Here is a 22855-nt window from a genome sequence, read left to right as displayed (position 1 = left end):
GGTTTTATAATGAATATTGAAGAAATTATTAAAGAAATTAAAAGAGGAATAGCAGAAATTATTGATGAGGAAAGATTGATTTCTTTGGTAAAAAATTATTATGAAAAAGGTGAAAACTTTTTTGTAAAAGCTGGTTTTGATCCTACGGCCGCTGATTTGCATTTGGGTCATACTGTAGTTTTAAGCAAGATGGCTTTACTTCAAAAGCATGGAGCTATAGTACAATTTTTAATAGGTGATTTTACCGCTCAAATAGGCGATCCAACAGGAAAAAGTGTCACAAGAAAAAAACTTGATAAAGAAGAAGTACTTAAAAATGCCAAAACTTATGAAGAGCAAGTTTTTAAGATTTTAGATCCAAGTAAAACTCAAATTCATTTTAATTCTAAATGGCTAAATGAGCTTGGTGCTGCTGGCATAGTAGAGCTTACTTCGACTTTTAGTGTTGCTAGAATGCTTGAAAGAGATGATTTTACTAAGCGTTTTAAAGAGCAAAGTCCTATATCAATTTGTGAGTTTTTATATCCACTTTTACAAGGTTATGATAGCGTTGCATTAAAAAGTGATATAGAAATGGGTGGAACGGATCAAAAATTTAATCTTTTAATGGGTAGACAGCTTCAAAGAGTATATAATTGCCAAAAAGAGCAAGCGGTGGTGATGATGCCATTGCTTGAAGGTCTTGATGGTGTAAATAAAATGAGTAAAAGCTTAGGAAATTATATCGGTGTAACAGAAAATGCTAAAGATATGTATGCTAAGGTTTTGAGTATAAGTGATGAGTTGATGTTTAGATATTATGAGCTTTTAAGCGAAAAAAGCTTAAATGAAATTTCACAAATGAAAGATGATATTAAAAATGGCTCATTGCATCCTAAAAAAGCTAAGGAAAATTTAGCTTTAGAAATAACAGCTCGTTTTCACTCAAATGAATGTGCTTTAAAAGCCAAGGAAGAATTTGACAAAGTTCATAGTGCAAAAGAGCTTCCTAGTGATATGCCAAGTTTTACTTTAGAAGGTAGTATTTGGCTTGCAAAAGCTATAGTGGAATGTAAAATGGAAAGTTCTACTTCAGCTGCTAGAAGATTGATTAGTTCTAATGCAGTAAGTATTAATGGAGAAAAAGTTCAAGATGAACAATACCAACTAGAAAGTGGAGAATATATTATACAAGTTGGAAAAAGAAAATTTGCAAAATTAAAGGTAATATAATGAGTTTTAAAGCTTTAAAAATTGGAAAGCATGAGATAAAATATCCTATTTTTCAAGGTGGAATGGGGCTTGGTATAAGTTGGGATAAGCTTGCTTCTGCAGTTTCTTTAAATGGTGGTTTAGGGATTATTTCTTCAGTGGGAACTGGGTATTATGAAAATAGAACACATATAGATAAAGAACTTAATGCAAAACCTTATGGTAGTGATAATTTTTACTCAAAAGCAGGCTTAAAAGCTTTGATAGATAATGCTAGAAAGGTTTGCAAAGACGCACCTTTGGGCTGTAATATTTTATATGCAAGTAATAATTATGCACAAATTGCTCGTAATGCTTGTGAGGTTGGTTTTAATGTGATAGTTTCAGGAGCAGGACTTCCTACAAATTTACCTGAATTTACACAAGATTATCCTGATGTTGCTTTGGTACCTATTGTATCATCAGCTAAGGCTTTAAAAATTATTTGTAAAAGATGGCAAAGTAGATACAATCGCTTACCTGATGCAGTTATAGTTGAAGGACCAAAAAGCGGCGGACATCAGGGTTTTACTTATGAGCAATGTTTAATGGATGAATATCAATTAGAAAATGTGGTGCCACAAGTTGCGCAAGAAATTAAAAATTGGGGCGACATACCACTGATTGCTGCAGGTGGAATTTGGGATAAGCAAGATATAGAAAAGATGATGTCTTTAGGAGCAAGTGGCGTTCAAATGGGAACTCGTTTTATAGGAACTTTTGAGTGTGATGCGAGTGATGATTTTAAACAAGTATTACTTGATTGTAAAAAAGAAGATATTGAGCTTTTAAAATCCCCGGTTGGTTATCCTGCAAGAGGAGTAAGAACTAATCTTTTAAATTTAGTAGATAAAAGAATGGGGCCAAAAATTTCTTGTGTGAGCAACTGCGTTGCACCATGTGGTAGAGGCAAGGAGGCTACTAAAGTAGGTTATTGTATAGCGGATAGATTATACGATGCTTGGAGTGGCAAAAAAGAAACAGGTTTATTTTTTACAGGAGCTAATGGGCATAGATTAGATAAACTTATTAGTGTAGAAGAACTAATGAAAAAATTAGTTTATGGTGAAGATGCTTAGAATATTTTTTATTTTTTTATTATTTTATATTGGTGTTTTTGCTAATGTAGAGGTTAAAAAATTTGATCAAAACTTTTTAACCTCTAATGCAGAAGAAAAATTACAATTACATCAACAACTAAAATCTTTATATATACAAAGCGTAATTAATGATAATAATGAAGAAAAAAATGAGATTTTAAAAAGATTAATCATTAGTTCAAATTTTTTAGGTTTTGATGATAAGGCTTATGTGCAAGAGCTTAAAGAAAGTGGAGTAAGTGAAGAAGAAATTTCGCGTTTAAAAAATGCTTTAAAAGTTATACAAGATCAAAAAATAAAAAAAGAGCTAGTAAAAAACGAAACTAATGCTACCGCTTTTACTAATAAAAAAGAAGATAAAAAAGAAGATAAAAAAGAAGATAAAAAAGAAGATAAAAAAACTTCGGCACAAAAAGAGCTTTTTATTCTTGATGTTAAAAAATTAGATAATGGTGTTTTGCTTGATTTGAGTGAAAAAATTAGCCAAAAAGATATAAAAAATTTTACTTTAAAAGGTGATAATTTTCGTTATGTTGCAGATTTTGATGGAATTTTAAAAGGGCCAAAGAGAAATTTTGAATTTAAAGATTTTGATATTATTGTATCACAATTTAATCCAACTAGCATGCGTTTAGTTTTGAGTTCTAAAAAAGAGTTAAAAGTAAAAATAGAGCTTAAAGATCAAAGTCTTTTTATGGGACTTGAAAAAATAGAAAAAAAAGAAGAACCTAAACCTATAGTTAAAAAACAAAGCGAGATTAAAAAAACAGAAGTTAAAAAAGAAGTTGTTAGAAATGAACCTTTATATATTTTAAAATCAAGTAAAGATAAAAGTGGTGTTAATTTAAAATTAAACAATGATATTGATATTGAAGATATTAAAATCAACTCTTTTAAAGATGGTAAAATGTATCGTTCTATTGTGAGTTTTGAAGCCATTCTAGAAGGTGATAGAAAAAAAATTGATATTAATAAAAATCAATCTATCACAATAGTGCAGTTTAATAAAACTACAGTAAGAATTGTTTTAAATTCTACTAGTGATTTTAAGACTAGTCTTGATTTGGATGATGATGAGCTATTTGTAGGATTTGAGAAAAAGATTAAGAAAACGCCAGTAAAAAATACTTCAAAAGTAGCAAAAGCTACTATCAAAAAATCAGGCAAAATTATAGTAATTGACCCAGGTCATGGAGGCAAGGATCCAGGAACTTTAGGAGATAAGGGTGTTAGAGAAAAGGATGTAGTTTTAAGTGTGGCTTTAAAACTTGGAAATGAGCTAAAAAAAAGAGGATATAAAATTTATTACACAAGAAGTACTGATAAATTTATAAACCTTAGAGATAGAACTTCCATGGCTAATGAGAAAATGGCAGATTTGTTTATTTCTATCCATGCAAATGCAGCACCAAATAAACAAAGAGCTAAGACTTTGCAAGGAATTGAAACTTTCTTTTTATCTCCTGCAAGAAGCGAAAGAAGTAAAAAAGCTGCTGAAGCAGAAAATCAATCAGATTTTGAAGAAATGAATTATTTTTCCAAGCAAACATTTTTAAATTTTTTAAATCGTGAAAAAATAGTTGCTTCAAATAAATTAGCTATCGATGTGCAGAAAAAAATTTTGAGCAATGTAAGAAAAAAATATAAAGTTGTTGATGGTGGGGTTAGAGAGGCTCCGTTTTGGGTTTTAGTAGGAGCACAAATGCCAGCGATTTTGATTGAAACAGGTTATATTAGCCATCCTAGTGAAAGAAATAGATTGACAAATAAAAATTTCCAAGAATTATTAGCCATTGGTATTGCCAATGGAATTGAAAGTTATTTTTATAAGAATCAATGAAAAAAGCAAATATTATTATAAAAAATAATGCGCCTTTTTCTTTGGATTTTGATGATTATTATTTTAATTCTAGTGATGGTTTAAGTGAAAGCAAATTTATATATACAAATGCTTTTGACTTTGAAAACAAACAAACTATTGTAGCAGAACTTGGTTTTGGTATAGGCTTAAATTTCTTTCTTACATTAAAGCGTTTTTTAAAAGAAAAAAAACACAATCAAAGACTTTTTTATCTTAGCTTTGAAAATTTTTATATAGAAAAAGATAAATTAAGAGAAATTTATAAAAAACTTGGTTTTTATGAGGAATTTAAAGAAGTTTTAGAGCAATTTTTAAATTTTTATCCTCCATGTAAGGATGGAGTTTATAGGTTTTATTTTCAAGATTGTTTTTTAGATTTGGTGTTTGGTGATGCTAAAGAAAATCTACAAAATTTAGACTTTAAGGCAAATATTTGGTATTTAGATGGTTTTTCACCTTCTAAAAATCAAGATATGTTTGATGATAATATTATAAACGATGTTGCTAAAAACTCAAAAATAAATGCTAAGGTTTTAACTTTTTCTTCTGCTAGTGTTTTAAAAAAGGCTTTAATTAACAACAATTTTCAAGTGCAAAAGATAAAAGGTTTTAGAAAAAGAGAAATGATACAAGCCATTTTTAATGGTTTAGAATTTGAAGATAAATTTGCATATTTTAATACCCCATCTTTAAAAAAAGAGATTCAAAAAATAGCTATTATCGGAGCAGGTATAGCCGGAGCAAGCATGGCTTATGAGCTTTCTTTAAGAAATGTTCAAGTAGATGTTTTTGAAAAAGAAAATTCATTAGGAAAAGGCGCTTCTGGAAATATCAATGGAATTTTAAGTTCTTTGATTTTAAAACCAGATGTTTTATTGGGTGAGTTTTCACAATATGCTTTTTTAGAAGCAAGTAGATTTTATAGACAAATTTTAAATTTAATTCCACAAGGGGTTTATGAATTTGCTCATAATGAGCTTATGCAAGAGCGTTTTGATAGTCAAAAAGATAATGTTTTATTTGAAATTATTAATAATCAAGCCTTTTTAAAAGATGGATTTTGTATAAAACCTCAAGAGCTTGTGAAGACACTTTTGCAAAAAAGCAAGGCTAGGGTATTTTTTGAGTATGAATTTAAAGATTATTCTTATAAAAATGAAAAGTTTTTTTTAAATTTTAATAATCAAAAAATTTTAAAAGATTATGATGTGTTAATCTATGCTCAAGGTGCTGATGTTAAGAATTTTTTAGAGTATAAATATATGAAATTAAGTAGTGTAAGAGGTCAATGTACTCATTTAAAACCATTTTTAAAAAACCCGCATGCCTTATCTTCTAAAGGATATATTTGTCCTATTAATGAGGAGCTTAATTTACAACTTATTGGCGCAAGTTATGATAGGCTTAATCAAGATACAACGCTTTTAAAAAATGATGATTTGCAAAATATTGAAAATGTAAAAGAGTTTTTGCACGATGAAAATTTAGAGATAATGGGCGGTAAAGTAGGATTTAGATCATATTCTAGTGATAGATTTGCCATAGCAGGTCAAGCCTATGATGAAAATTTTTATATGCAAAATTATAAAGCACTTTTATGGCATAAAAATAAAAATCAAGTCATACCAAATGATTTTATTCCTTTGTATTTTTCTATTGCTCATGGATCTAGAGCTTTTGCTAGTGCTATTGTTTGTGCTAGAGTGATGAGCTCATTGATTTTTGATGAGCCAAGAATAAAAAAAGAATTTTTATATGCCTTACATCCTGCAAGATTCTTAATTAGAAAGCTTAAAAAAGGACTTATTTAATCCTTGATTTATTAATTTTATATATTGGTATATTAAAATTAATATTTTAAGGAGGGTATATGAAAAGAAAAATTTTGCCAAATAATAATCAAAAATTTTTCAATGACGGACAAATGATTATTTCCAAAACAGATACTACAGGAAAAATCATATATTGCAATAGAATCTTTATTTCTCTTTCGGGCTATAGTGAGGAAGAATTATTGGGAAAACCTCATAATATAGTGCGTCATCCGGATATGCCAAAAGTTGTTTTTGAATTACTTTGGGAAAGACTTAAGAGTAAAAAAGAGATTATAGCTTATGTTAAGAATCTATCAAAAGATGGATCATTTTATTGGGTTTTGGCTTTTATCAGTCCTTCGTTTGATTCCAAAGGAGAAGTTGTTGGGTATTATTCTATGCGTTTAAAACCCAAAAAAGAAGCAGTTGAAAAAATAGAAAAATTATACAAAGAGCTTTTGATTGAAGAGCAAAAAGGTGGAAAAGGTGCATCAAGGAAGAAACTTGATGATTATTTAAATACAAAAGGGATGAGTTATGAAGAATTGGTTTTATCAATATAATATCAATCAATCTGTAAATTATTTTGCTTTATTTTTATTTTGTTTGATGGCAATCTTGGAAATAGTAGAAAATAATATTTTTGGTTTTATTTTTTGTGTGATTGGAACTTTAGTGGTGTTATTTGGGCTTGCTAGTGCTTATTATAGAAATAAAGAAGTTTTAAGGATTACTCAAGTTTTAAATGAGCTTACAAAAGGAAATTTGGAAGCAAGAATTACTCATATAGCTGTTCCAAAATCTGGAGTAGGAAAATTAAGTTGGGTTGTGAATGATTTAGCTGATCAAATGGAGGCTTTTAACAGAGAAATTCTTAATGCTATTTTAGCTGTAAAAGAACAAAGATTTTATAGAAAAGCAAGATTAGAAGGCTTAATGGGTACTTTCGCATATAATGCTAAAATTATTAATGAAGCTACTTTAGAAATAGAAAAAACTCAAAATTTATCCATAAGAAGTATTGTCGTTGAAAATGTTTCTAAGGATATGTCAGATTCTTTGCAAAAAGAATTAGCTTTGATTAATGTGAAATTAAATGATAATGCAAGCACTATGCATGATATATATGAGCAGGCAAATGATATTTCTACTCATTCTTCAAAAAGTGCCAAAAATGCAGAATTAATTTCAGTCGATTTGCAAAATTTAGGTGAAAATATCACTCAAATTCATACTTTAATGGATACTTTTTCACAGCAAATTAATAATGTTTCTTCTTTTATATCTATTATAGAAGATATTACAGAGCAAACCAATCTTTTAGCATTAAATGCAGCTATTGAGGCAGCTCGTGCAGGAGAGCATGGTAGAGGTTTTGCGGTAGTTGCAGATGAGGTAAGACATTTAGCTGAAAAAACTCAAGAGGCCGCCAAAGAAATTTCTGTGATGATTAAAGTATCAATAGAGCAAATGAGTAATATTAAAAATATAACTAATGAAGCTTATAAAGTTGCTAAAAAATCTAACTCAAGTTTAGAAGAATTTCAAGAGGTGTTTACCGGTGTTGATGAAAAAGCTAAAATTTTATTAGATGAGATTTCTAAGACAAGTGTTGATACTAATAAAATATTGCTTTATTTAGAGTGTTGCTTAAAAACATATCTAGCTTGCTCTTGTGTGATTAATTCCAAAATAGAAGATATAGAAGATAAAAATTTAGCCAAATTTGATTCTACAAGTAATATTTATGTTTTAAATCAAAATTTAAATTCTTATATAGAAAAATTATTTGATTATATAAGAAACAATCAAATAGTCAAAGAGGAAAGAAAAATTTATGCACATATTAAGCAAATTCAAGATATAAATGAAAAAATGATAAGCGAAATAGAGCATAAAAAACATATTTAATAAGAGGTTAAATGAAAAAATACATTTTTTTAAGTTGTATATGTTTAAATGTGCTTGCTTCTAATTTAGAAGAAAGCTTAAGTGAGGGTGATGTTAATATAACTAAAGAACAAAAAACAAATGCAATTTCCAAACAAGTATTTTTTCAAAAACCGCAGGAGTATCAAGCTCAAAATGTTGATTTTGGTACTTTTGCTAGTAATTCTTTAGCACAGGTTTTAAATTTAAGCTCAAAGGATAAAACAGAAGCTAGTTTAGATTATAACGCTTTAAATGTAAATATTAAAAATATCAACTCAATTTTAGATTATGATAATGCTACTTTACTTTTAGAAAAACAAGCAAGAATAGGGCAGTTAGAGCAAGCTTATTCTTTGGGAATTATTAATCGTTATGAATTTGATGAAATCAATTTTGGTTTTAATTATTTTAACGATCAATATAAACAAGCTTATGCAAAAAATAGTTTTGGTGCTGAATTGCAATTTAGTCAATATTTTAAAGCATATGCTAATCATTATGATATAAAAGAAAATAATAGTGATGATAGTACAGAGTTTGGGGTTATATTTGATTTACCTTATTTAAATGTTTTAAATGTAAATTCTAACATGAAAGAAACACAAAATCAGTATAACATTACTTATTCTCCAATTTCTATTTTGGATTTATCACTTAATTATCAAGATGAAAAAACAAGTGCAAAAGATCAAACGGCAATGTGGGTTAAGTTTAGACTAAATTATGAACAAAGTTTAAGTAAGCAATTTTATAATAGCTTTTATCGTAAAAATAGTATAGCCGAGTTTAATCGCTATGATTTTGCTACTAGGACTTATTAATTGCTTATAAAACGAGTAATGTCGTTGTAAGTTACAAATACCATTAAGCTTAAAAGTAAAGCCATGCCAAAATAACTAAGATATTCAAAACATACTTTTGGTACTTCTTTTTTAAAAATTAATTCATAAAGATTAAAAAGTATATGTCCTCCATCTAGTGCTGGTATCGGAAGTAAATTTAGTACTCCAAGATTGATGGAAATTAAAGCTGTGATTAAAAATAAAACTACTATACTAGTATTTGCTGCTTTGGAGGTTATATCCACCATAGTGATGATTCCACCCATATTTTTAGCATCTAATTCCCCACTGATGATTTTAGCAAGACCTTTGAAAATAAGCAAAGAAGCATTTATGCTTTCTTCATAAGCATATTTCAAACTGCTAATTCCTGAGTGATAAATAGTAACAAACTCACCCTTAGGTGCTATACCAATAAGAGGTTTTTGAACTTTTTGATAAAACTCATTATAACCTTGGTCAATTTGCGGTGTTAAAGTGATATTGATAAATTTATTATCGCGTTTTATGTCAAGCAGGGTTGGTTTTGCGTGAACAAGTTTGCCAATTTCTTCAAAACTTTGAATTTGAACCCCATCTATAGCTAGGATTTTATCACCAATTTGTAAATTTGCTTTTTGTGCAGCTGAGTTTGGCGCTATATCTCCAACAACAGGCGCAAGTTTTTGAACTCCTAAAAAACCTATGGCTATATAAAGTAAAAATGCTAGAAAAAAGTTAAAAAATGGTCCTGCAAAAAGTATATAAATTCTAGCTAAAGGACTTAAAGTGTTATAGCTATTTGGCTCATAATTTTTTTCACTAGGATTTAAATCATCTTGTCCTTTAAGCTTAACATAACCACCAAATGGTAGGGCGGATAAGCGATATTCTGTATTTTTGTAAGTTTTTTTAAAAATAGCTTTTCCAAAACCTATGCTAAAAATTTCTACATCAACTCTCATATGTTTTGCAGCTAAAAAATGTCCTAATTCGTGAAAAAAAATTAAAAAAGATATCACTAAAAGTGTTATTAAAAAACTAAAAGAATAAAATTTAAAGCCAATAGCTAAGATAATAAATAAAAATAAATATGATTTCAATTTATACCTTTTTTTAAATGTTTTACATAAGCTAGTATGTATTCAAAAGCTGAATAAAGTGTAAGCACTAAAGCAATAAATAACAATGTATTGGCAAAAGGCCATTGCATGATTAAAAATATAATAGCTATCATTTGAAAGGTTGTTTTTATTTTGCCTGCAAAAGAAGCACTTACATCAAATTTTTCACTTACCATAACCACTCTAAAGCCGGTGATGAAAAATTCTCTTACTAAGATAATGTAAACCATCCATGGATCAGCTTTTTGCGTAAGTAATAACCCTAAAAATGCAGCTAGAATAAGCATTTTATCTGCTAAAGGATCTATAATAGCTCCAAGTTTAGTAGTTTGATTCCAAGTTCTTGCAATATAGCCATCGAAAAAATCAGTTAAAGCAGCTATGCTAAAAATAACACAAGCAAAATAATCTACCCAACTAGGATGGATATTTTCAAAATCATTAATAAGTAAAAAAAACAAAAGTGGAGCTAATAATATCCTTATAAAAGCTAAGATGTTGGGTAAATTCATACTTTTAAAATCCTTTATAAAGCACCCTTAAGGTAATATTACTTAAAGGTGGTGCCACCATCTACGATCAAAGTATGGCCTGTGATCCAATTTGCCTTATCAGAGCATAAAAATAAACATGCGCCAGCTAGATCTTGTGGCTGTCCAATGCGGTTTAGCGGACTAAGATTGATAGTTGCATTTTTTACCTCTTCATAATTTGTAAATGCTTTAAGCGCGTCAGTATCAATTGGTCCACCGCTAACTACATTTACACGGATATTTTTAGAACCAAGCTCGGTTGCAGCATATCTTGCCATAGCTTCAACCGCTGCTTTAGCTGTACCATGACCAGCATAATTTTCAATATGAACTAAATTTCCTGTTGAAGAAATAGATAATATACTACCCCCACCAACTTTTTCCATTCTTTTTGCCGCTTCTTGCGCTCCAACAACAAAAGCATTTACGGTTGCTGTGAAAATATTATTAATACCTTTTGGCTTTAATTTCATAAATTTAGTATATCCACCTACAACAGCACGACCTGAAATGATAGCATTAGAGATGAAAAAATCTATTCTATCAAAATCTTGATCAATTTTTTCAAACAACTCTTTATATGTTTCTGGTTCAAGTATATTAAATTCATAAGCCTTTGCTTTGATTTTATAATTATTTTCTAAATCTTTCACAATTTCTTGAGCTAAATCTGCATTAGAATTATAAGTAAAAGCTACATTGGCTCCCGCTTTTGCAAACTCATATACAATAGCTTTACCAATCCCTCTTGTTCCACCGCTAATTACTAAAGTTTTATTTTGAAAAAAAGTATCCATTAAAATCCTTTTATATTATAGTTTTTCATAATCGCTTCTATTTTTGTTAAATTGCAATCACTAGGTTTGCAAAGTGGCAAACGATATTCTAAAGTAGGGGTTAAACCTGCTATATACATTGCCGCTTTAATAGGTATAGGATTGCTTTCACAAAATAAAATTTTATTAATATTATATAACTCATCATTGATTTTTTTAGCTTCAATGTATTTTTCTTTTAAAGCTAGATGAGTTAATTTTGAAATCATATCAGGAAGTAAATTTGAAGTAACTGAAATCACACCCTTACCGCCATTTGAAAGTATAGGATAATTAATCGCATCTTCCCCGCTTAAAAGTATCATTCTAGGTTCATGCGCTAGCAAATCAACGCATTTATCAATGCTTCCACTAGCTTCTTTTACCCCGTAAATATTTTCACAATCTCTAAATAATCTTATAATAGTTTCTGTTTGAAGCTCACACCCTGTTCTTCCTGGGACATTATATAAAAGTACAGGTATATCTATACTTTTTGCTATTTCTTTATAATGAAGATATAAACCTTCTTGTGTGGGTTTGTTATAATATGGAGTAACGCTTAAAATTCCATCAGCTCCATGCTCTTGTGCAAACTTAGCTAAACTTACAGCTTCATGTGTGGCATTGCTTCCTGCTCCTGCTAAAACCTTACAAGAACTTCCTTTGCATGCATCTAGTGCTATTTCTATACAAATTCTATGCTCTTCATGGGTTAAGGTGGCACTTTCTCCGGTTGTTCCAACAGGCACTACTACATCAATTCCATTTGCGATTTGTCTTTTGATAAGTTTATGGTAAGTTTGCTCATCTAATTTTCCATTTTTAAATGGAGTTATTAAAGCTGTCATTGCTCCTATGATGATGTTATTGTCCATTTTCGCCCCTTTTTAAGATTATTGTTGTAGATTTGTCTTCATTGAAGTATTTTCTAGCACAATGAATTAAATCATCTTTGCTTAGATTTTCTATATTTTTTTCATAATCAAGCAAAGGTTTTAAATCACCCTTTGCAAGATAAGATCCATAAATATTTGCAACGCTACTTGCATTGCTTAGTGAAAAAATAAAATCACTTTTTACGGTATTTTTGATTTTTTCCATGATAGCATCATCAAATTTGGCATTTTTTACATCTTCAAGAATTTTCAAAAGCTCTTTTTCAACATCTTCTGCTTTTATATCTTCATTACAAACACAAATAAATATAAATAAATTCTCATCTATATTTTCACTTGCATAGGCATAAAATTCATTGATTAGTTCTAATTTATCAATTAAAATTTCACTTATTAAAGAACTTTTTCCATTTCCTAAAAGCTCACTCAATGCGCAAAGTTTTGGCATATCTTCATGATTAAATGCAGGAATTTTGTATGCAAGTGCTAGTAGTTGTGTATCGCTTTCTTTGTGCAAGATCACGCGTTTAGCACCATCTTGTTCAGGTTCTTTTTCATGAACTATAGGGATTTCTTTGGTGTTTTTTATATCTTGAAAATGTTTTTTAGCAAGATTGAAAACTTCATCTTCATTAATATCGCCACTCACAAGCAAAATAGCATTTTTGGGTTGATAAAAAGTTTGATGAAAATCTTGTATATCTCCTATTTTCCAATTTTGTATATCTTTAAAAAAGCCTATTGGAGTCCAATGATATGGATGATGTAAAAAGGCATGATTGTATAATCTAAAATATAAATATCCTAAAGGATTATTATCAGTTCTCCAACGCCTTTCTTCTAAAACTACATTTCTTTCAGGCTGAAACTCATCATCTTTTAAATTTAAATTACGCATTAATTCAGCAAAAAGCCACAAAGATTTGTCTAAATTTTCACTAGAGCATTTTATAAAATAATGCGTATAGTCAAAACCAGTACTTGCATTATCCACTCCACCAAAACCCTTGACTATCTCATCAAATTCGCCTGCTTTTAAATTTTTTGTACTTTTAAAATTTAAATGTTCAAGCATGTGAGCTATGCCGCTTTTTCCCATTTTTTCATTTCTTGAGCCAACTTTATAAAAAATATCTACACTTATAACCCCGCTTTTTTTATTTACAGGTAAAGTGTAAATTTCAAGTTCATTTTCAAGGGTGATTTTTTTATAATTAATCATTTAAAATTAACTCCTATAGCTTGACTAATATGATTAAAACCATCTTGTTTTAAAAGTTCAATTAATCCTTGATTGATATTTTTAACAATACTTGGTCCTTTAAAAATCATAGCTGTATAAATTTGAACCAAACTAGCTCCATTTTTAATGCGTTCATAAGCAAGTTCAGCACTATCTATACCACCGCTTGCTATTAAAATAGTATCTTGATAAATTTCTTTAGCTACTTCTTTAAAAAATGTCGCACTTTTTTGAGTGATTAATCTACCACTAATTCCACCAAAGGTTCTTGTATTATCAATTAAAGAATAATCTATACTAGTATTTGCCATGATAATACCATCAGCTTTTGCACTAATAGCACTTTTGCAAAGTGAAATTGCACTATCTATACTCATATCTGGAGCAATTTTTAAAATCACAGGTTTTTTTGTGATTTCTTTTGCTTGATTAAATAGGGTGTTTACAAATTCCTCACTTTGTAAATCTCTTAAATTTTTGGTATTTGGAGAGGATATATTAATCACAAACAAATCGCACAAATCTTTAAATTCTTTTAATAAAATAATATAATCATTAATAGCTTCTTCATTTGGAGTGATTTTATTTTTGCCTATATTTGCTACTAAAGGTATGCTAAAAGGATAGACTTTTTTTACTTCTTTTGCGATAGCATCTTTACCTTTATTATTAAAACCCATAGCATTTTGAATACTTTCTTGTTCAACAAGTCTAAAAAGTCTAGGTTTTTCGTTGCCATTTTGAGGTTTTGGGGTGAAAGTTCCATATTCTAAAAAGCCAAAACCTAAAGCACTTAGCGGTCTTATCATAGTTGCATTTTTATCAAAGCCACCTGCTAAGCCCACAGGATTGTAAAAATTTAAATTAAAAATTTCTTGATTTAAAATTTCATCATTTATTATACAATCTTTTGCAAAAAAACTAAGCCCTCCAGGAAATATACAATCTAGCGTTCGCATACTAAATTCAGCTAAAGCATGGGCATTTTCTGGATCTAATTTATATATTAAAGGTTTTAAACTTTCATAAGTCATATTTTTCCTTTTTTACAAAATAGCATATTTTACTAAAAAAATGATAATTCTTAGTTTTCATTTTCTTTAACTTTATCAGTTTTTTGTGCTTTTTGTTTTAATTTTTGATAAATTTCACAATGTTGCATTAAATAAGCATCATTTCCTATAGAAGCTATTTTTCCTTTATCAAGCACAGCAATTTTGTCAGCATTTTCTATAGTGCTAAGCCTATGAGCGATGATGAGTATTAAGCGATCTTTTTTTAAGCTTTCTATGGTTTTTACTATGGCTTTTTCACTTTCATTATCAAGTGCTGAGGTTGCTTCATCAAAAATTAAAATTTGAGGATTTTTATATAAAGCCCTTGCTATGGCAATGCGTTGTTTTTGTCCGCCGGAGAGATTTTTTCCATGTTCTTTTAATTCAGTATGTATACCACCAAGTTCTTGGACAAAATCATAAGCATTAGCTTGTTTTAAAACCTCTATCACGCGTGTTTCGTTATATTCTTTAGCATAAGCAATATTTTGAGCTATAGTGTCATTAAATATATAAATATTTTGAGTTACCAAAGAAATATTTTCTCTTAAACTAATAATATCAAAAGAGCTAATGTCTTTTTGATTGATTAAAATCTCACCACTATCTTTTTCAAAAAAATACATCAAAAGATTGATAATAGAAGATTTTCCTCCACCACTTGATCCAACTAAGGCTAGAATTTCTCCTTTATCAAAAGAAAAATTTACATCTTTTAATACCGTTTTATCTTTTTGATAGCTTAAAGAGACATTTTTAAAATGAATATTTTGGATATTTTCTGTAAGTTTTTCATCGCCACCTTTAATTTGTGGTTCTAAATCAGTTAAATAAAAAGTTCTCTCACTAGCTGCTACTGCATTTTGCAATCTTGTATAAAGTGAAGAAAGTCTTTTAATAGGAGTATAAGCCATAAATAAAGCTGTAGTAAAGCTAAAAAAAGAACCTATGCTTAAACTTCCATCAATTACTTCTTTACCACCTATTATAATTACTATTGCAAAGCCAATTGAACCCATAGATTCCATTAAAGGGCTACTTAAAGCTTCAATTCTAATGCCTTTTAAGGAAAGTTTGCAAACTTCGCTATTAGTTTGGCTGAATTTTTGCATTTCATTTTTACCTGCATTAGAAGCTTTAATAAGTTCTATATTAGAAAAGATTTCACTTAATCTTGAAGTAAGATCAGAATTTTTTTCTTGAGTATTGCGTCCTATTTTTTTGATTTTTTTAGCAAAAATAGCAAGAGGGTAAATTGCTAAAGGTAAAATAACTAAAGCAAAAAAAGCAAGTTTTGGACTTTGATAAATTACCACACTTAAAAGTCCAATCGCGGTTAAACTTTCTCTTAAAATTTCAGGTATTATAGTAGAAACTATATTTTGTAAAGCTCCAATATCAGAAGTACATCTGCTGATTAATTCTCCACTTCTGTATTTATGAAAAAAGCTCATATCTAAGCGCAAAAGATTGCCAAGAACTAATTCTCTTAATCTTCTTAAAATATCTGTCCCAACATAAGATATATAATAAACTTGCATATAAGCACCAAGATTTTTTAAAGCATAAATTAAAACAACAAGTAAAGGCATATAATAAAGCAAATCAACATTTTTTTCTATAAAAATTTTATTTAAAATAGGCTCTATGATGTATGCACTAGCAGCTGTTCCACCACTAGTTAAAAGCATACCAATAATAGCTAAAACAAAATAAAACCAATAATCTTTATAATAAGGCTTAAAGCGAGTAAAAACCTCTTTAAGCTTCATTTCTTTGTAATTTTTATCCATTTTTCTCCCATACCACACCATTTGGTGTATCCATTAAAAGAATATTCTCTTTAGCTAAATCATCACGAATTTGATCTGCTAAGGCATAGTTTTTTTCTTGCTTTGCCTTGTTGCGTAGAGCGATTTTTTCTTCTATTTCCTGACATTTTTCTTTACTAATGCCAAATTGAAAATATTTTATAGTATCCATAAAACCTATACCAAAAATAAAAGCGAGTTCTTTTAAGGTTTTTTCTAATTGTATTTTATAAGCTTTGTCTTTTAGGTTTTGATCTAAGTAAATATTACTTTCATTGATAAACTCATCAAGTAAAGCCAAGGCTTTAGAGGCATTTAAATCATCATTTAAAACTTCTAAGATATTTTTAGCTACTTCACTTTCTATGGTAGTTTTTTCATCTATAAAAGCATTTAAATTTAAGCGTTTTTTTAAACGGTAAAATTTATCAAGTCTTTTTTTAGTAGCTTGTAAGTCTTCTAAAGCGTAGTTAAAATGCGCTCTATAATGCACACTTAAAAGATAAAATCTCAAAACCTCTCCACTAAAAAGTTTTAAAGAATCTTTTAGAAAAAAGCTATTTCCCAGGCTTTTGCTCATTTTTTCACCATTAATTTGCACAAAGCCATTATGCAGCCAAAAATTAGCCAACTCATGATTGTTTTTACAACGACACTGACAAGCTTCATTTTCATGATGAGGAAAAAGTAAATCTATGCCTCCTGCATGAATATCAAGTTTATCTTTAAAAATACTTTCTATCATCACAACGCATTCTGTGTGCCAGCCTGGTCTTCCTTTACCAAAACTTGCAGGATAAAATTTTTCATCAAATTTCCATAAAACAAAATCGCTATCATTTTTTTTGGCTACACTTTCTTCTAAGCGTGATTGATTATCTTCTAAATTTCTTTTAGAGATATAAAAGTATTTATCATCTTTGCTGGTATCAAAATAAATTCCATCTTCAAGTTTATACGCTAGGTTTAATTCTGAAAGTTTTTCTATATATATAATCATTTGCTCAATATAAGCTGTAGCCTTTGGCTTAAAGTTAGGTTCTAAGATATTAAGCGCTTGCATATCCTCATCATATCTTTTAATATAAAAATTTGTAATTTCTTCTAAGCTTTTACCACTTTCTTGCATTTTTTTTAAAATTTTATCATCAATATCAGTGTAATTTCTAGCAAAAATCACTTCATAATCACTTGCTAGTAAAACTCTTCTTAAAAAATCAAAACAAACACTACTTCTTGCATGTCCTAAATGTGCATCATCATATACAGTAGGTCCGCATAGATAAATGTTTGCTTTTTTTGCCTCATTTGGGATAAATTCGCATTTTTTCTTTAAAACACTATCAAAAAAAACCATTAAAATAAACCTTTAAAAAAATGATAAATTCCAATTAAAAATTGTATTAAAATATCTTTAATTTCAAATAAGCCTAGAGCAAATAAACTTAAAAATACTATACTAATAAGCCAAAATTTAACCCTAAAAATACCCCAAAGATTTTTAAAGCCAAATTCTTTAATATTAGCATATAATAAATAAAAAGCACTAATAGATGAAGCTAATGCAATGCCTAAGCTCTTATAAGTTTCTTCTTTGATAAGTAAAATAATCGCTACGCTAAAAAATGCTGATATAAAAAGTGTTTTAAAGGCGATTACAGCGGCTATTTTTTGTTTAAATTTAGCATAAAGCCACAAAGAGAAAAGTTTTTGCAAACCAAAAGGTAAAAGTCCTAAAAGATAAGCTTGTAATAAAAATGCAGTGATTTTTGTATCTTCTTGATTAAAATTTCCTCTTTGAAATAAAAACTCCACAATTTCTTTAGCTAAGATAATCCCAACTATACTAGCTAAAATCAAAAGCACACTTAAATATTCAAAAGCTTTTTGCATAAAAGCTAAGGCTTTTTGTTCTTCATTTGCTTTTAAATGTCTTAGTATTTTTGGAAAGCTTACTTGACTTAGAGCGATTGCAAAAAGAGCTAAAGGAAGCTGAAAAACTCTGTTAGAATAATACAAATACGAAATACTTCCAGCCATTAAAAAACTAGCTATAGTAGTATCTAATAATGAACTAATTTGATTTGCCGAAGAGCCTAAAAGTCCATGGGTAAAAGTAGAATGAAATTTATCTAAACTAGTCTTTGTTTTTTTAAGTTTTATGCTTAAATACATGCTTTTTAAAATTCTAGTATTTTTTAAAGCAAAAATATGCCATATAAGTTGAGCTAAACCACTTAAGACAGTCGCATATGAAAAATAATACAAGGCCTCTAAAGGCTCATCTTGATTGACAAAAAAACCTGCAATCACAACAAAAAGATTAAAAAATGAAGCAGAAAAAGAAGTGATGAAAAAATTTTGTTTATAATTTAATAAAGAGCCTAAAAAAGTTACCAAAAAAATAAAAAACAAATACCAAAAATTAATAGAAACCAAAGGCGCAGCCAAGATAATTGTTTCTTTATTAAAGCCAAAAGCAAAAATCTTTGTAAAAAATTCAGCAAAAAAACTCACTAAAATACAGGTTAAAAACACTATAATACTAAATTGCAATAAAACATTTATACAAAAAGCACCTTTTTTACTTGCTTTTAAAAAACTTGGTAAAAAAGCTTGTCCAAAGGCCCCTTCTGCAAAAATTCTTCTAAAAAAAGCAGGCATTTTTAAAGCCACAAAGAAAATATCGCTATAAATTCCAGCTCCTAAATATAAAGCTAAAACAATATCTCTTAAAACGCCCATAATCCTAGAAAATAAAATTCCTAAGGCATTGATGATGAAATTTTTAAAAACAATATTTTTTCTCATTAATTTTCATTCTTTAAATATTAGTTTGAGTATTATAAAATTTTTAATAGAGCTAATTTTAACTAAATTTTGATTTTATTTTTGCTAAAATCAAAATTTTATATATAATAAGGAAGCTTAAGCTATGGAAGAAAAGAAAATTTTATACACTAAAGACCCTTATAGAGAGCTTTTAATATTTGCTTCTGAAAATAAATGTGAAGTTGATGAACTTGATTTTAGGTTGTTAAGTTTTAGTACTTCTTATACTTATGATAATCAAGAATGGATAAAAGTTAATGAAAAAGAGTTGAAAATTTTTGAAGAAGATGAGAAATTTTTAAATCATGAATTAAATATAGAACAAGAATATAAAATAGAAATTTATTTTAAAAAATTTGCACGCATTTCAACTTTTGAAGTTAGTTTATATACTAATGAGCTTTGTACTTTATTAAAAGCTAGCGTTAGAGCTAGTGAAACTATTGCTTTTCATGACAAATTAGCTCTAGAGCTTTTAGAAGCTATTTATAAAGCGATGATAAAAGAAAAATATTTGCTTGGGTTTAGAATTTTTGATTTTAAAAAGCAAATTATTGATTTTAATACTAAAGTTAAAGAAAAGCAAAAATTTGATTTTGAAGTTGAATTTGAAGTATGTAAAGGAATTAATCCGCAAGAGCCTACAAATGAAGAAATAAAATATCATTATTTAGAAAATCTAAAAAAGTATAATGATGTGATGAATAGAAACTATGTAGCACCTATAGGAAAAGATGAGGTGGCTATTGAGAGAATCAAGCCAAAAGAGGGTAGCGATGGCAAGGATTTAAGATTTAAAATTTTAAAAGCACTTCCACCAAAAATAAATAAAGAAAAAGTTGTTTGTTCTGATAAATTTGAAGTTAAAGAAGATGATGAGAGTATAAAATATATTGCTAAAAAAGATGGTTTTATTATACAAAGAAAATCCATTTATGAGATAGAAAATTATTTAGAATTTAGTAAAGTTGATTTTAAAAGTACAGGTTCTATTTGGGCGGGTTTTGATAAGCAAGTTATTATTGTGATTAAAAATACAAACACTCTAGAAGATGCAATAGGTCCTAGAATTACTGTTGAGGCTCAGGAATTAGAAGTTATTGGTAATATGGCTCAAGATTCTGTTTTAAGAGGTAAAAAGATAATTCTTAAAGGCAATATGCATCATAAAAGCACTATTATAGGACAAAAGGTTGAGGTTAATATCTTAAGAGGATATTGTGAGGCTGAGGAGATTTTTGCTGAAACTTTGGAAAATGGCTCTATCAAGGCTAAAAAAGTAAATATTAAAAAGGCTATGGGCGGAGAGATTATTGCTGATGAAATTTACATACAAGAACTCGGCGGAAATTGTTTATGTAGTGCTAAAAGTTTAATCCATGTTGAAAAAATTCAAGGCAGTGGAAATAAATTTATAATTCAAGATCTTAAAGCTTTTGGAGAAGAAAAAAGCGGAGAAGAGATACTAATACATGTTGATGGATTGAAAAAAGAACAAGAAAATTTAGTTAAAGAAATAGAAGAGACTAAACACACAATCAATATAAGTAAAGACTCCATACGAATTTTACAGCAAAAAGTAAAAGAATTAATGAGTGCAAAAAGAGCTATACCGCAAGCTTATAAAGCTACTATTAAAGATTTTAATCAAAAGATTGAAAATCTAAGTATTTTTGCCAATAAAATAGAATCTTTAAAAGAAGAAGAAAAAGCAAATATGGAAAAGCTTAAGAAAATTCAAGAAAAACTTTTAAAATCTAAGATTATTAATAAAAGTGGAAAATGGATGGATTTAAATGAAATTAAATTCATTTTGTTAAATCCTAGAAAAGAATTAAGCTATTATCCTCATGATGAAGAAAAAATTCAATGTTTTGAGCTTCAAAAAATTAATACAGAAAATGAGATGGAACTTTTTGAAATTCGTGCTATTAGTAATTACAAGGAAGAAACTAAATGATAGTGGCAATTGAAGGAATAGTGAGTAAAAAAGAACCTACTTTTGTAGTTTTGAAAACTTCAAGTGGGGTAAGTTATGGTGTTTTTGTTTCGCTTTTTTGCTCAAGTAATTTTGAAAAAGATCAAAAGATTGAGTTTTTAATCACACAAATTATCAAAGAAGACTCTCATAAATTATATGGATTTTTAGATATAAATGAGCAAAAAATGTTTGAATTATTAATCAAAATTAGTGGTATAGGAGCAACTACTGCTATGGCACTTTGCTCAAGCTTAGATACTAATACTTTTTATGCAGCTTTGCAAAGTGGCGATGAGAGTGTATTTAAAAAAGTTCCTGGTATTGGTCCAAAGAGTGCAAAAAGAATTATAGCTGAGTTAAGTGATACAAAAATCAATATAGAAAATTCTAATCAAGACCAAGCACAAGCTTTGGCAGCTTTACTTTCACTTGGTTTTAAACAAGAAAATATTTTAAAGGTTTTAAGAACTTGTGAGAGTAAAAATACTAGTGAGCTTATTAAAGAGGCTTTGAAAAAATTAGCATAATAAAAGGAAAAATATAATGATATATGGTGTAATTTTTGGCGCAAATTCTTATGAGCATGAAATTAGCATTGTAAGTGCTGTGGTATTAAAAAAAGTACTCAAAGCACAAAAAAAATTTATATTTTGTGATAAAAATAAGGAATTTTTTCTTATAGATGAAGAAAAAATGAATGCAAAAACTTTTAGCAGCGGTGCTTATAAAAAAGAAAAAGCCTTGGTGCTAAAGCAGGGTGGGTTTTTTATAAAAACTATGTTAGGTGAGAAAAAACTTGACATTGATATAGCGATAAATATCATACATGGAAAAGATGGTGAAGATGGCAAAATAGCTGCTTTGTTTGATTTTTATGGTATAAAATACATAGGCCCACGCATAGAAGCTAGTGTTTTATCTTTTAATAAGGTTTTAACTAAACTTTATGCACAAAGCGTAGGGGTGAAAACACTTGATTATAAGGTTTTAAATTTGCATAAAGAGCAAAATGTATCTTTGGATTTTCCTTGTATTTTAAAGCCTGCAAGATTAGGTAGTAGTATAGGTATAAGCATAGTTAAAGATGAAAGCGAGCTTAAGTATGCCAAAGATGTTGCTTTTGAATTTGATGAGGATGTTGTGATAGAACAATTTGTAAGTAATATTAAAGAATATAACTTAGCAGGTTGTATGATAGATGAAAAAATGGAATTTTCTATTATTGAAGAGCCTAGAAAAAATGAAATTTTAGATTTTGAACAAAAATATTTAGGTTTTTCAGAAAGTTCTAAAGTAAGTGAAGCAAATATTAGTGAAGAATTAAAACAAAAATTAAGGGATAATTTTACGAGAATTTATAATCCTTTATTTAAAGGAGCTTTGATTCGCTGTGATTTTTTTGTGATAGATGATGAGGTTTATTTAAATGAGATCAATCCAAATCCAGGATCTTTAGCAAATTATTTATTTGAAGATTTTACTAATACAGTTGATAATTTAGCAAAAAGTATAGAACTAGAAAAGCAAATTAAGATTGATTATGCTTTTATTCACAGCATTAATGGACAAAAAGGTAAGCTATAATCATGGCTACTTTTAGCAAAGATGAAATTTATACTGCAACTGAAGTGGTAAGAAATTTCAGCACTATGCTTGAAAAAACAAAAAAAAGTGAAAATGGTAGAGTGGTGATTGTGAAAAACAATAAATTTGAAGCTGTACTTTTGAACTTTGAAGAATATGAGCGTTTAAATGAAGCTGTGATGCTTTTAGAAAAGATTTACAAAGATAAAAAAGGCTAGAA

Annotated in this window: 19 protein-coding genes and 1 pseudogene; 11 read left to right on the top strand and 9 right to left on the bottom strand. The window is 28.6% G+C overall.

The window, feature by feature from the left end; translation table 11 throughout:
* Positions 1-9: 9 nt before the first annotated feature.
* The 7 genes and pseudogenes from tyrS (at position 10) to E2O22_RS03490 (ending at position 8758) form a co-directional block, all read left to right on the top strand.
* Positions 10-1212, top strand: a complete 1203-nt coding sequence (gene tyrS / locus E2O22_RS03520; RefSeq protein WP_133319248.1) for a tyrosine--tRNA ligase — start codon at positions 10-12, stop codon at positions 1210-1212.
* Positions 1212-2309, top strand: a complete 1098-nt coding sequence (locus E2O22_RS03515; protein WP_133319247.1) for a nitronate monooxygenase — start codon at positions 1212-1214, stop codon at positions 2307-2309. Before tyrS ends, E2O22_RS03515 begins: the two co-directional genes overlap by 1 nt.
* A complete protein-coding gene (locus tag E2O22_RS03510) occupies positions 2302-4170 on the top strand; it encodes an N-acetylmuramoyl-L-alanine amidase (protein ID WP_133319246.1) in 1869 nt (622 codons plus the stop codon). The genes E2O22_RS03515 and E2O22_RS03510 overlap by 8 nt, the downstream gene beginning before the upstream one ends.
* Positions 4167-6002 (top strand): bifunctional tRNA (5-methylaminomethyl-2-thiouridine)(34)-methyltransferase MnmC2/FAD-dependent 5-carboxymethylaminomethyl-2-thiouridine(34) oxidoreductase MnmC1, encoded by a 1836-nt coding sequence (mnmC, locus tag E2O22_RS03505; RefSeq protein WP_133319245.1) that lies wholly within the window; start codon positions 4167-4169, stop codon positions 6000-6002. Before E2O22_RS03510 ends, mnmC begins: the two co-directional genes overlap by 4 nt.
* A gap of 59 nt (positions 6003-6061) precedes the next feature.
* Positions 6062-6568 (top strand): PAS domain-containing protein, encoded by a 507-nt coding sequence (locus tag E2O22_RS03500; RefSeq protein WP_133319244.1) that lies wholly within the window; start codon positions 6062-6064, stop codon positions 6566-6568.
* A 682-nt stretch (positions 6569-7250) separates the two neighbouring features.
* A pseudogene (locus E2O22_RS08215) lies at positions 7251-7916 on the top strand (methyl-accepting chemotaxis protein); the annotation flags it as partial.
* 11 nt (positions 7917-7927) lie between these two features.
* Complete coding sequence (locus E2O22_RS03490; protein WP_133319242.1) at positions 7928-8758, top strand: hypothetical protein; 831 nt, start codon at positions 7928-7930, stop codon at positions 8756-8758.
* Here the strand turns inward: E2O22_RS03490 and rseP are convergent.
* From rseP to murJ, 9 genes are read right to left on the bottom strand one after another with little or no spacing between them, the layout of a single operon-like run.
* Positions 8755-9861, bottom strand: a complete 1107-nt coding sequence (rseP, locus tag E2O22_RS03485) for an RIP metalloprotease RseP (protein ID WP_133319241.1) — start codon at positions 9859-9861, stop codon at positions 8755-8757. The two genes, E2O22_RS03490 and rseP, sit on opposite strands and share 4 nt — an antisense overlap.
* A complete protein-coding gene (pgsA, locus tag E2O22_RS03480) occupies positions 9858-10394 on the bottom strand; it encodes a CDP-diacylglycerol--glycerol-3-phosphate 3-phosphatidyltransferase (protein WP_133319240.1) in 537 nt (178 codons plus the stop codon). The genes rseP and pgsA overlap by 4 nt, the downstream gene beginning before the upstream one ends.
* A 38-nt stretch (positions 10395-10432) precedes the next feature.
* A complete protein-coding gene (locus tag E2O22_RS03475; RefSeq protein ID WP_087689753.1) occupies positions 10433-11212 on the bottom strand; it encodes an enoyl-ACP reductase in 780 nt (259 codons plus the stop codon).
* A complete protein-coding gene (dapA, locus tag E2O22_RS03470; protein WP_133319239.1) occupies positions 11212-12108 on the bottom strand; it encodes a 4-hydroxy-tetrahydrodipicolinate synthase in 897 nt (298 codons plus the stop codon). Before dapA ends, E2O22_RS03475 begins: the two co-directional genes overlap by 1 nt.
* Complete coding sequence (locus E2O22_RS03465; RefSeq protein ID WP_133319238.1) at positions 12098-13351, bottom strand: M16 family metallopeptidase; 1254 nt, start codon at positions 13349-13351, stop codon at positions 12098-12100. Before E2O22_RS03465 ends, dapA begins: the two co-directional genes overlap by 11 nt.
* Positions 13348-14406, bottom strand: coding sequence for a quinone-dependent dihydroorotate dehydrogenase (locus E2O22_RS03460; protein ID WP_133319237.1), 1059 nt, complete (start codon positions 14404-14406; stop codon positions 13348-13350). The genes E2O22_RS03465 and E2O22_RS03460 overlap by 4 nt, the downstream gene beginning before the upstream one ends.
* A 50-nt stretch (positions 14407-14456) precedes the next feature.
* Positions 14457-16220, bottom strand: a complete 1764-nt coding sequence (locus tag E2O22_RS03455; RefSeq protein WP_133319340.1) for an ABC transporter ATP-binding protein — start codon at positions 16218-16220, stop codon at positions 14457-14459.
* The gene (gene cysS / locus E2O22_RS03450) at positions 16213-17595 is read right to left on the bottom strand and encodes a cysteine--tRNA ligase (protein ID WP_133319236.1); all 1383 of its coding nucleotides are present in this window, start codon (positions 17593-17595) and stop codon (positions 16213-16215) included. The genes E2O22_RS03455 and cysS overlap by 8 nt, the downstream gene beginning before the upstream one ends.
* Positions 17595-19049 (bottom strand): murein biosynthesis integral membrane protein MurJ, encoded by a 1455-nt coding sequence (gene murJ, locus E2O22_RS03445; RefSeq protein WP_133319235.1) that lies wholly within the window; start codon positions 19047-19049, stop codon positions 17595-17597. Before murJ ends, cysS begins: the two co-directional genes overlap by 1 nt.
* Before the next feature lie 124 nt (positions 19050-19173).
* On the opposite strand from murJ, the gene E2O22_RS03440 reads away from it, so the two are divergent.
* Genes E2O22_RS03440 through E2O22_RS03425 form a run of 4 tightly spaced genes read left to right on the top strand, consistent with a single transcriptional unit; the run spans position 19174 to position 22853 of the window.
* Entirely contained in the window at positions 19174-21030 is a 1857-nt protein-coding gene (locus tag E2O22_RS03440) for a flagellar assembly protein A (protein WP_133319234.1), read from the top strand.
* Positions 21027-21578, top strand: a complete 552-nt coding sequence (ruvA, locus tag E2O22_RS03435) for a Holliday junction branch migration protein RuvA (protein WP_133319233.1) — start codon at positions 21027-21029, stop codon at positions 21576-21578. The genes E2O22_RS03440 and ruvA overlap by 4 nt, the downstream gene beginning before the upstream one ends.
* 16 nt (positions 21579-21594) lie before the next feature.
* A complete protein-coding gene (locus E2O22_RS03430; protein ID WP_133319232.1) occupies positions 21595-22635 on the top strand; it encodes a D-alanine--D-alanine ligase in 1041 nt (346 codons plus the stop codon).
* Positions 22636-22637: 2 nt separating this feature from the next.
* Positions 22638-22853 carry a type II toxin-antitoxin system Phd/YefM family antitoxin gene (locus tag E2O22_RS03425; RefSeq protein WP_087699049.1) on the top strand — a complete coding sequence of 72 codons (216 nt, stop codon included), beginning with the start codon at positions 22638-22640 and terminating at the stop codon, positions 22851-22853.
* Positions 22854-22855 lie beyond the last annotated feature (2 nt).

Origin of the sequence: Campylobacter lari (assembly GCF_004357905.1) — a bacterium.
Taxonomy (GTDB): domain Bacteria; phylum Campylobacterota; class Campylobacteria; order Campylobacterales; family Campylobacteraceae; genus Campylobacter_D; species Campylobacter_D lari_D.
This window is presented reverse-complemented; position numbering and strand designations above follow the sequence as displayed.

Coding starts and splice junctions, on each gene's coding strand:
- tyrS (WP_133319248.1), top strand. CDS start 10: ATGAATATTGAAGAAATTATTAAAGAAATTAAAAGAGGAATAGCAGAA.
- E2O22_RS03515 (WP_133319247.1), top strand. CDS start 1,212: ATGAGTTTTAAAGCTTTAAAAATTGGAAAGCATGAGATAAAATATCCT.
- E2O22_RS03510 (WP_133319246.1), top strand. CDS start 2,302: ATGCTTAGAATATTTTTTATTTTTTTATTATTTTATATTGGTGTTTTT.
- mnmC (WP_133319245.1), top strand. CDS start 4,167: ATGAAAAAAGCAAATATTATTATAAAAAATAATGCGCCTTTTTCTTTG.
- E2O22_RS03500 (WP_133319244.1), top strand. CDS start 6,062: ATGAAAAGAAAAATTTTGCCAAATAATAATCAAAAATTTTTCAATGAC.
- E2O22_RS03490 (WP_133319242.1), top strand. CDS start 7,928: ATGAAAAAATACATTTTTTTAAGTTGTATATGTTTAAATGTGCTTGCT.
- pgsA (WP_133319240.1), bottom strand. CDS start 10,394: ATGAATTTACCCAACATCTTAGCTTTTATAAGGATATTATTAGCTCCA.
- E2O22_RS03475 (WP_087689753.1), bottom strand. CDS start 11,212: ATGGATACTTTTTTTCAAAATAAAACTTTAGTAATTAGCGGTGGAACA.
- dapA (WP_133319239.1), bottom strand. CDS start 12,108: ATGGACAATAACATCATCATAGGAGCAATGACAGCTTTAATAACTCCA.
- E2O22_RS03465 (WP_133319238.1), bottom strand. CDS start 13,351: ATGATTAATTATAAAAAAATCACCCTTGAAAATGAACTTGAAATTTAC.
- E2O22_RS03460 (WP_133319237.1), bottom strand. CDS start 14,406: ATGACTTATGAAAGTTTAAAACCTTTAATATATAAATTAGATCCAGAA.
- E2O22_RS03455 (WP_133319340.1), bottom strand. CDS start 16,220: ATGGATAAAAATTACAAAGAAATGAAGCTTAAAGAGGTTTTTACTCGC.
- cysS (WP_133319236.1), bottom strand. CDS start 17,595: ATGGTTTTTTTTGATAGTGTTTTAAAGAAAAAATGCGAATTTATCCCA.
- murJ (WP_133319235.1), bottom strand. CDS start 19,049: ATGAGAAAAAATATTGTTTTTAAAAATTTCATCATCAATGCCTTAGGA.
- E2O22_RS03440 (WP_133319234.1), top strand. CDS start 19,174: ATGGAAGAAAAGAAAATTTTATACACTAAAGACCCTTATAGAGAGCTT.
- ruvA (WP_133319233.1), top strand. CDS start 21,027: ATGATAGTGGCAATTGAAGGAATAGTGAGTAAAAAAGAACCTACTTTT.
- E2O22_RS03430 (WP_133319232.1), top strand. CDS start 21,595: ATGATATATGGTGTAATTTTTGGCGCAAATTCTTATGAGCATGAAATT.
- E2O22_RS03425 (WP_087699049.1), top strand. CDS start 22,638: ATGGCTACTTTTAGCAAAGATGAAATTTATACTGCAACTGAAGTGGTA.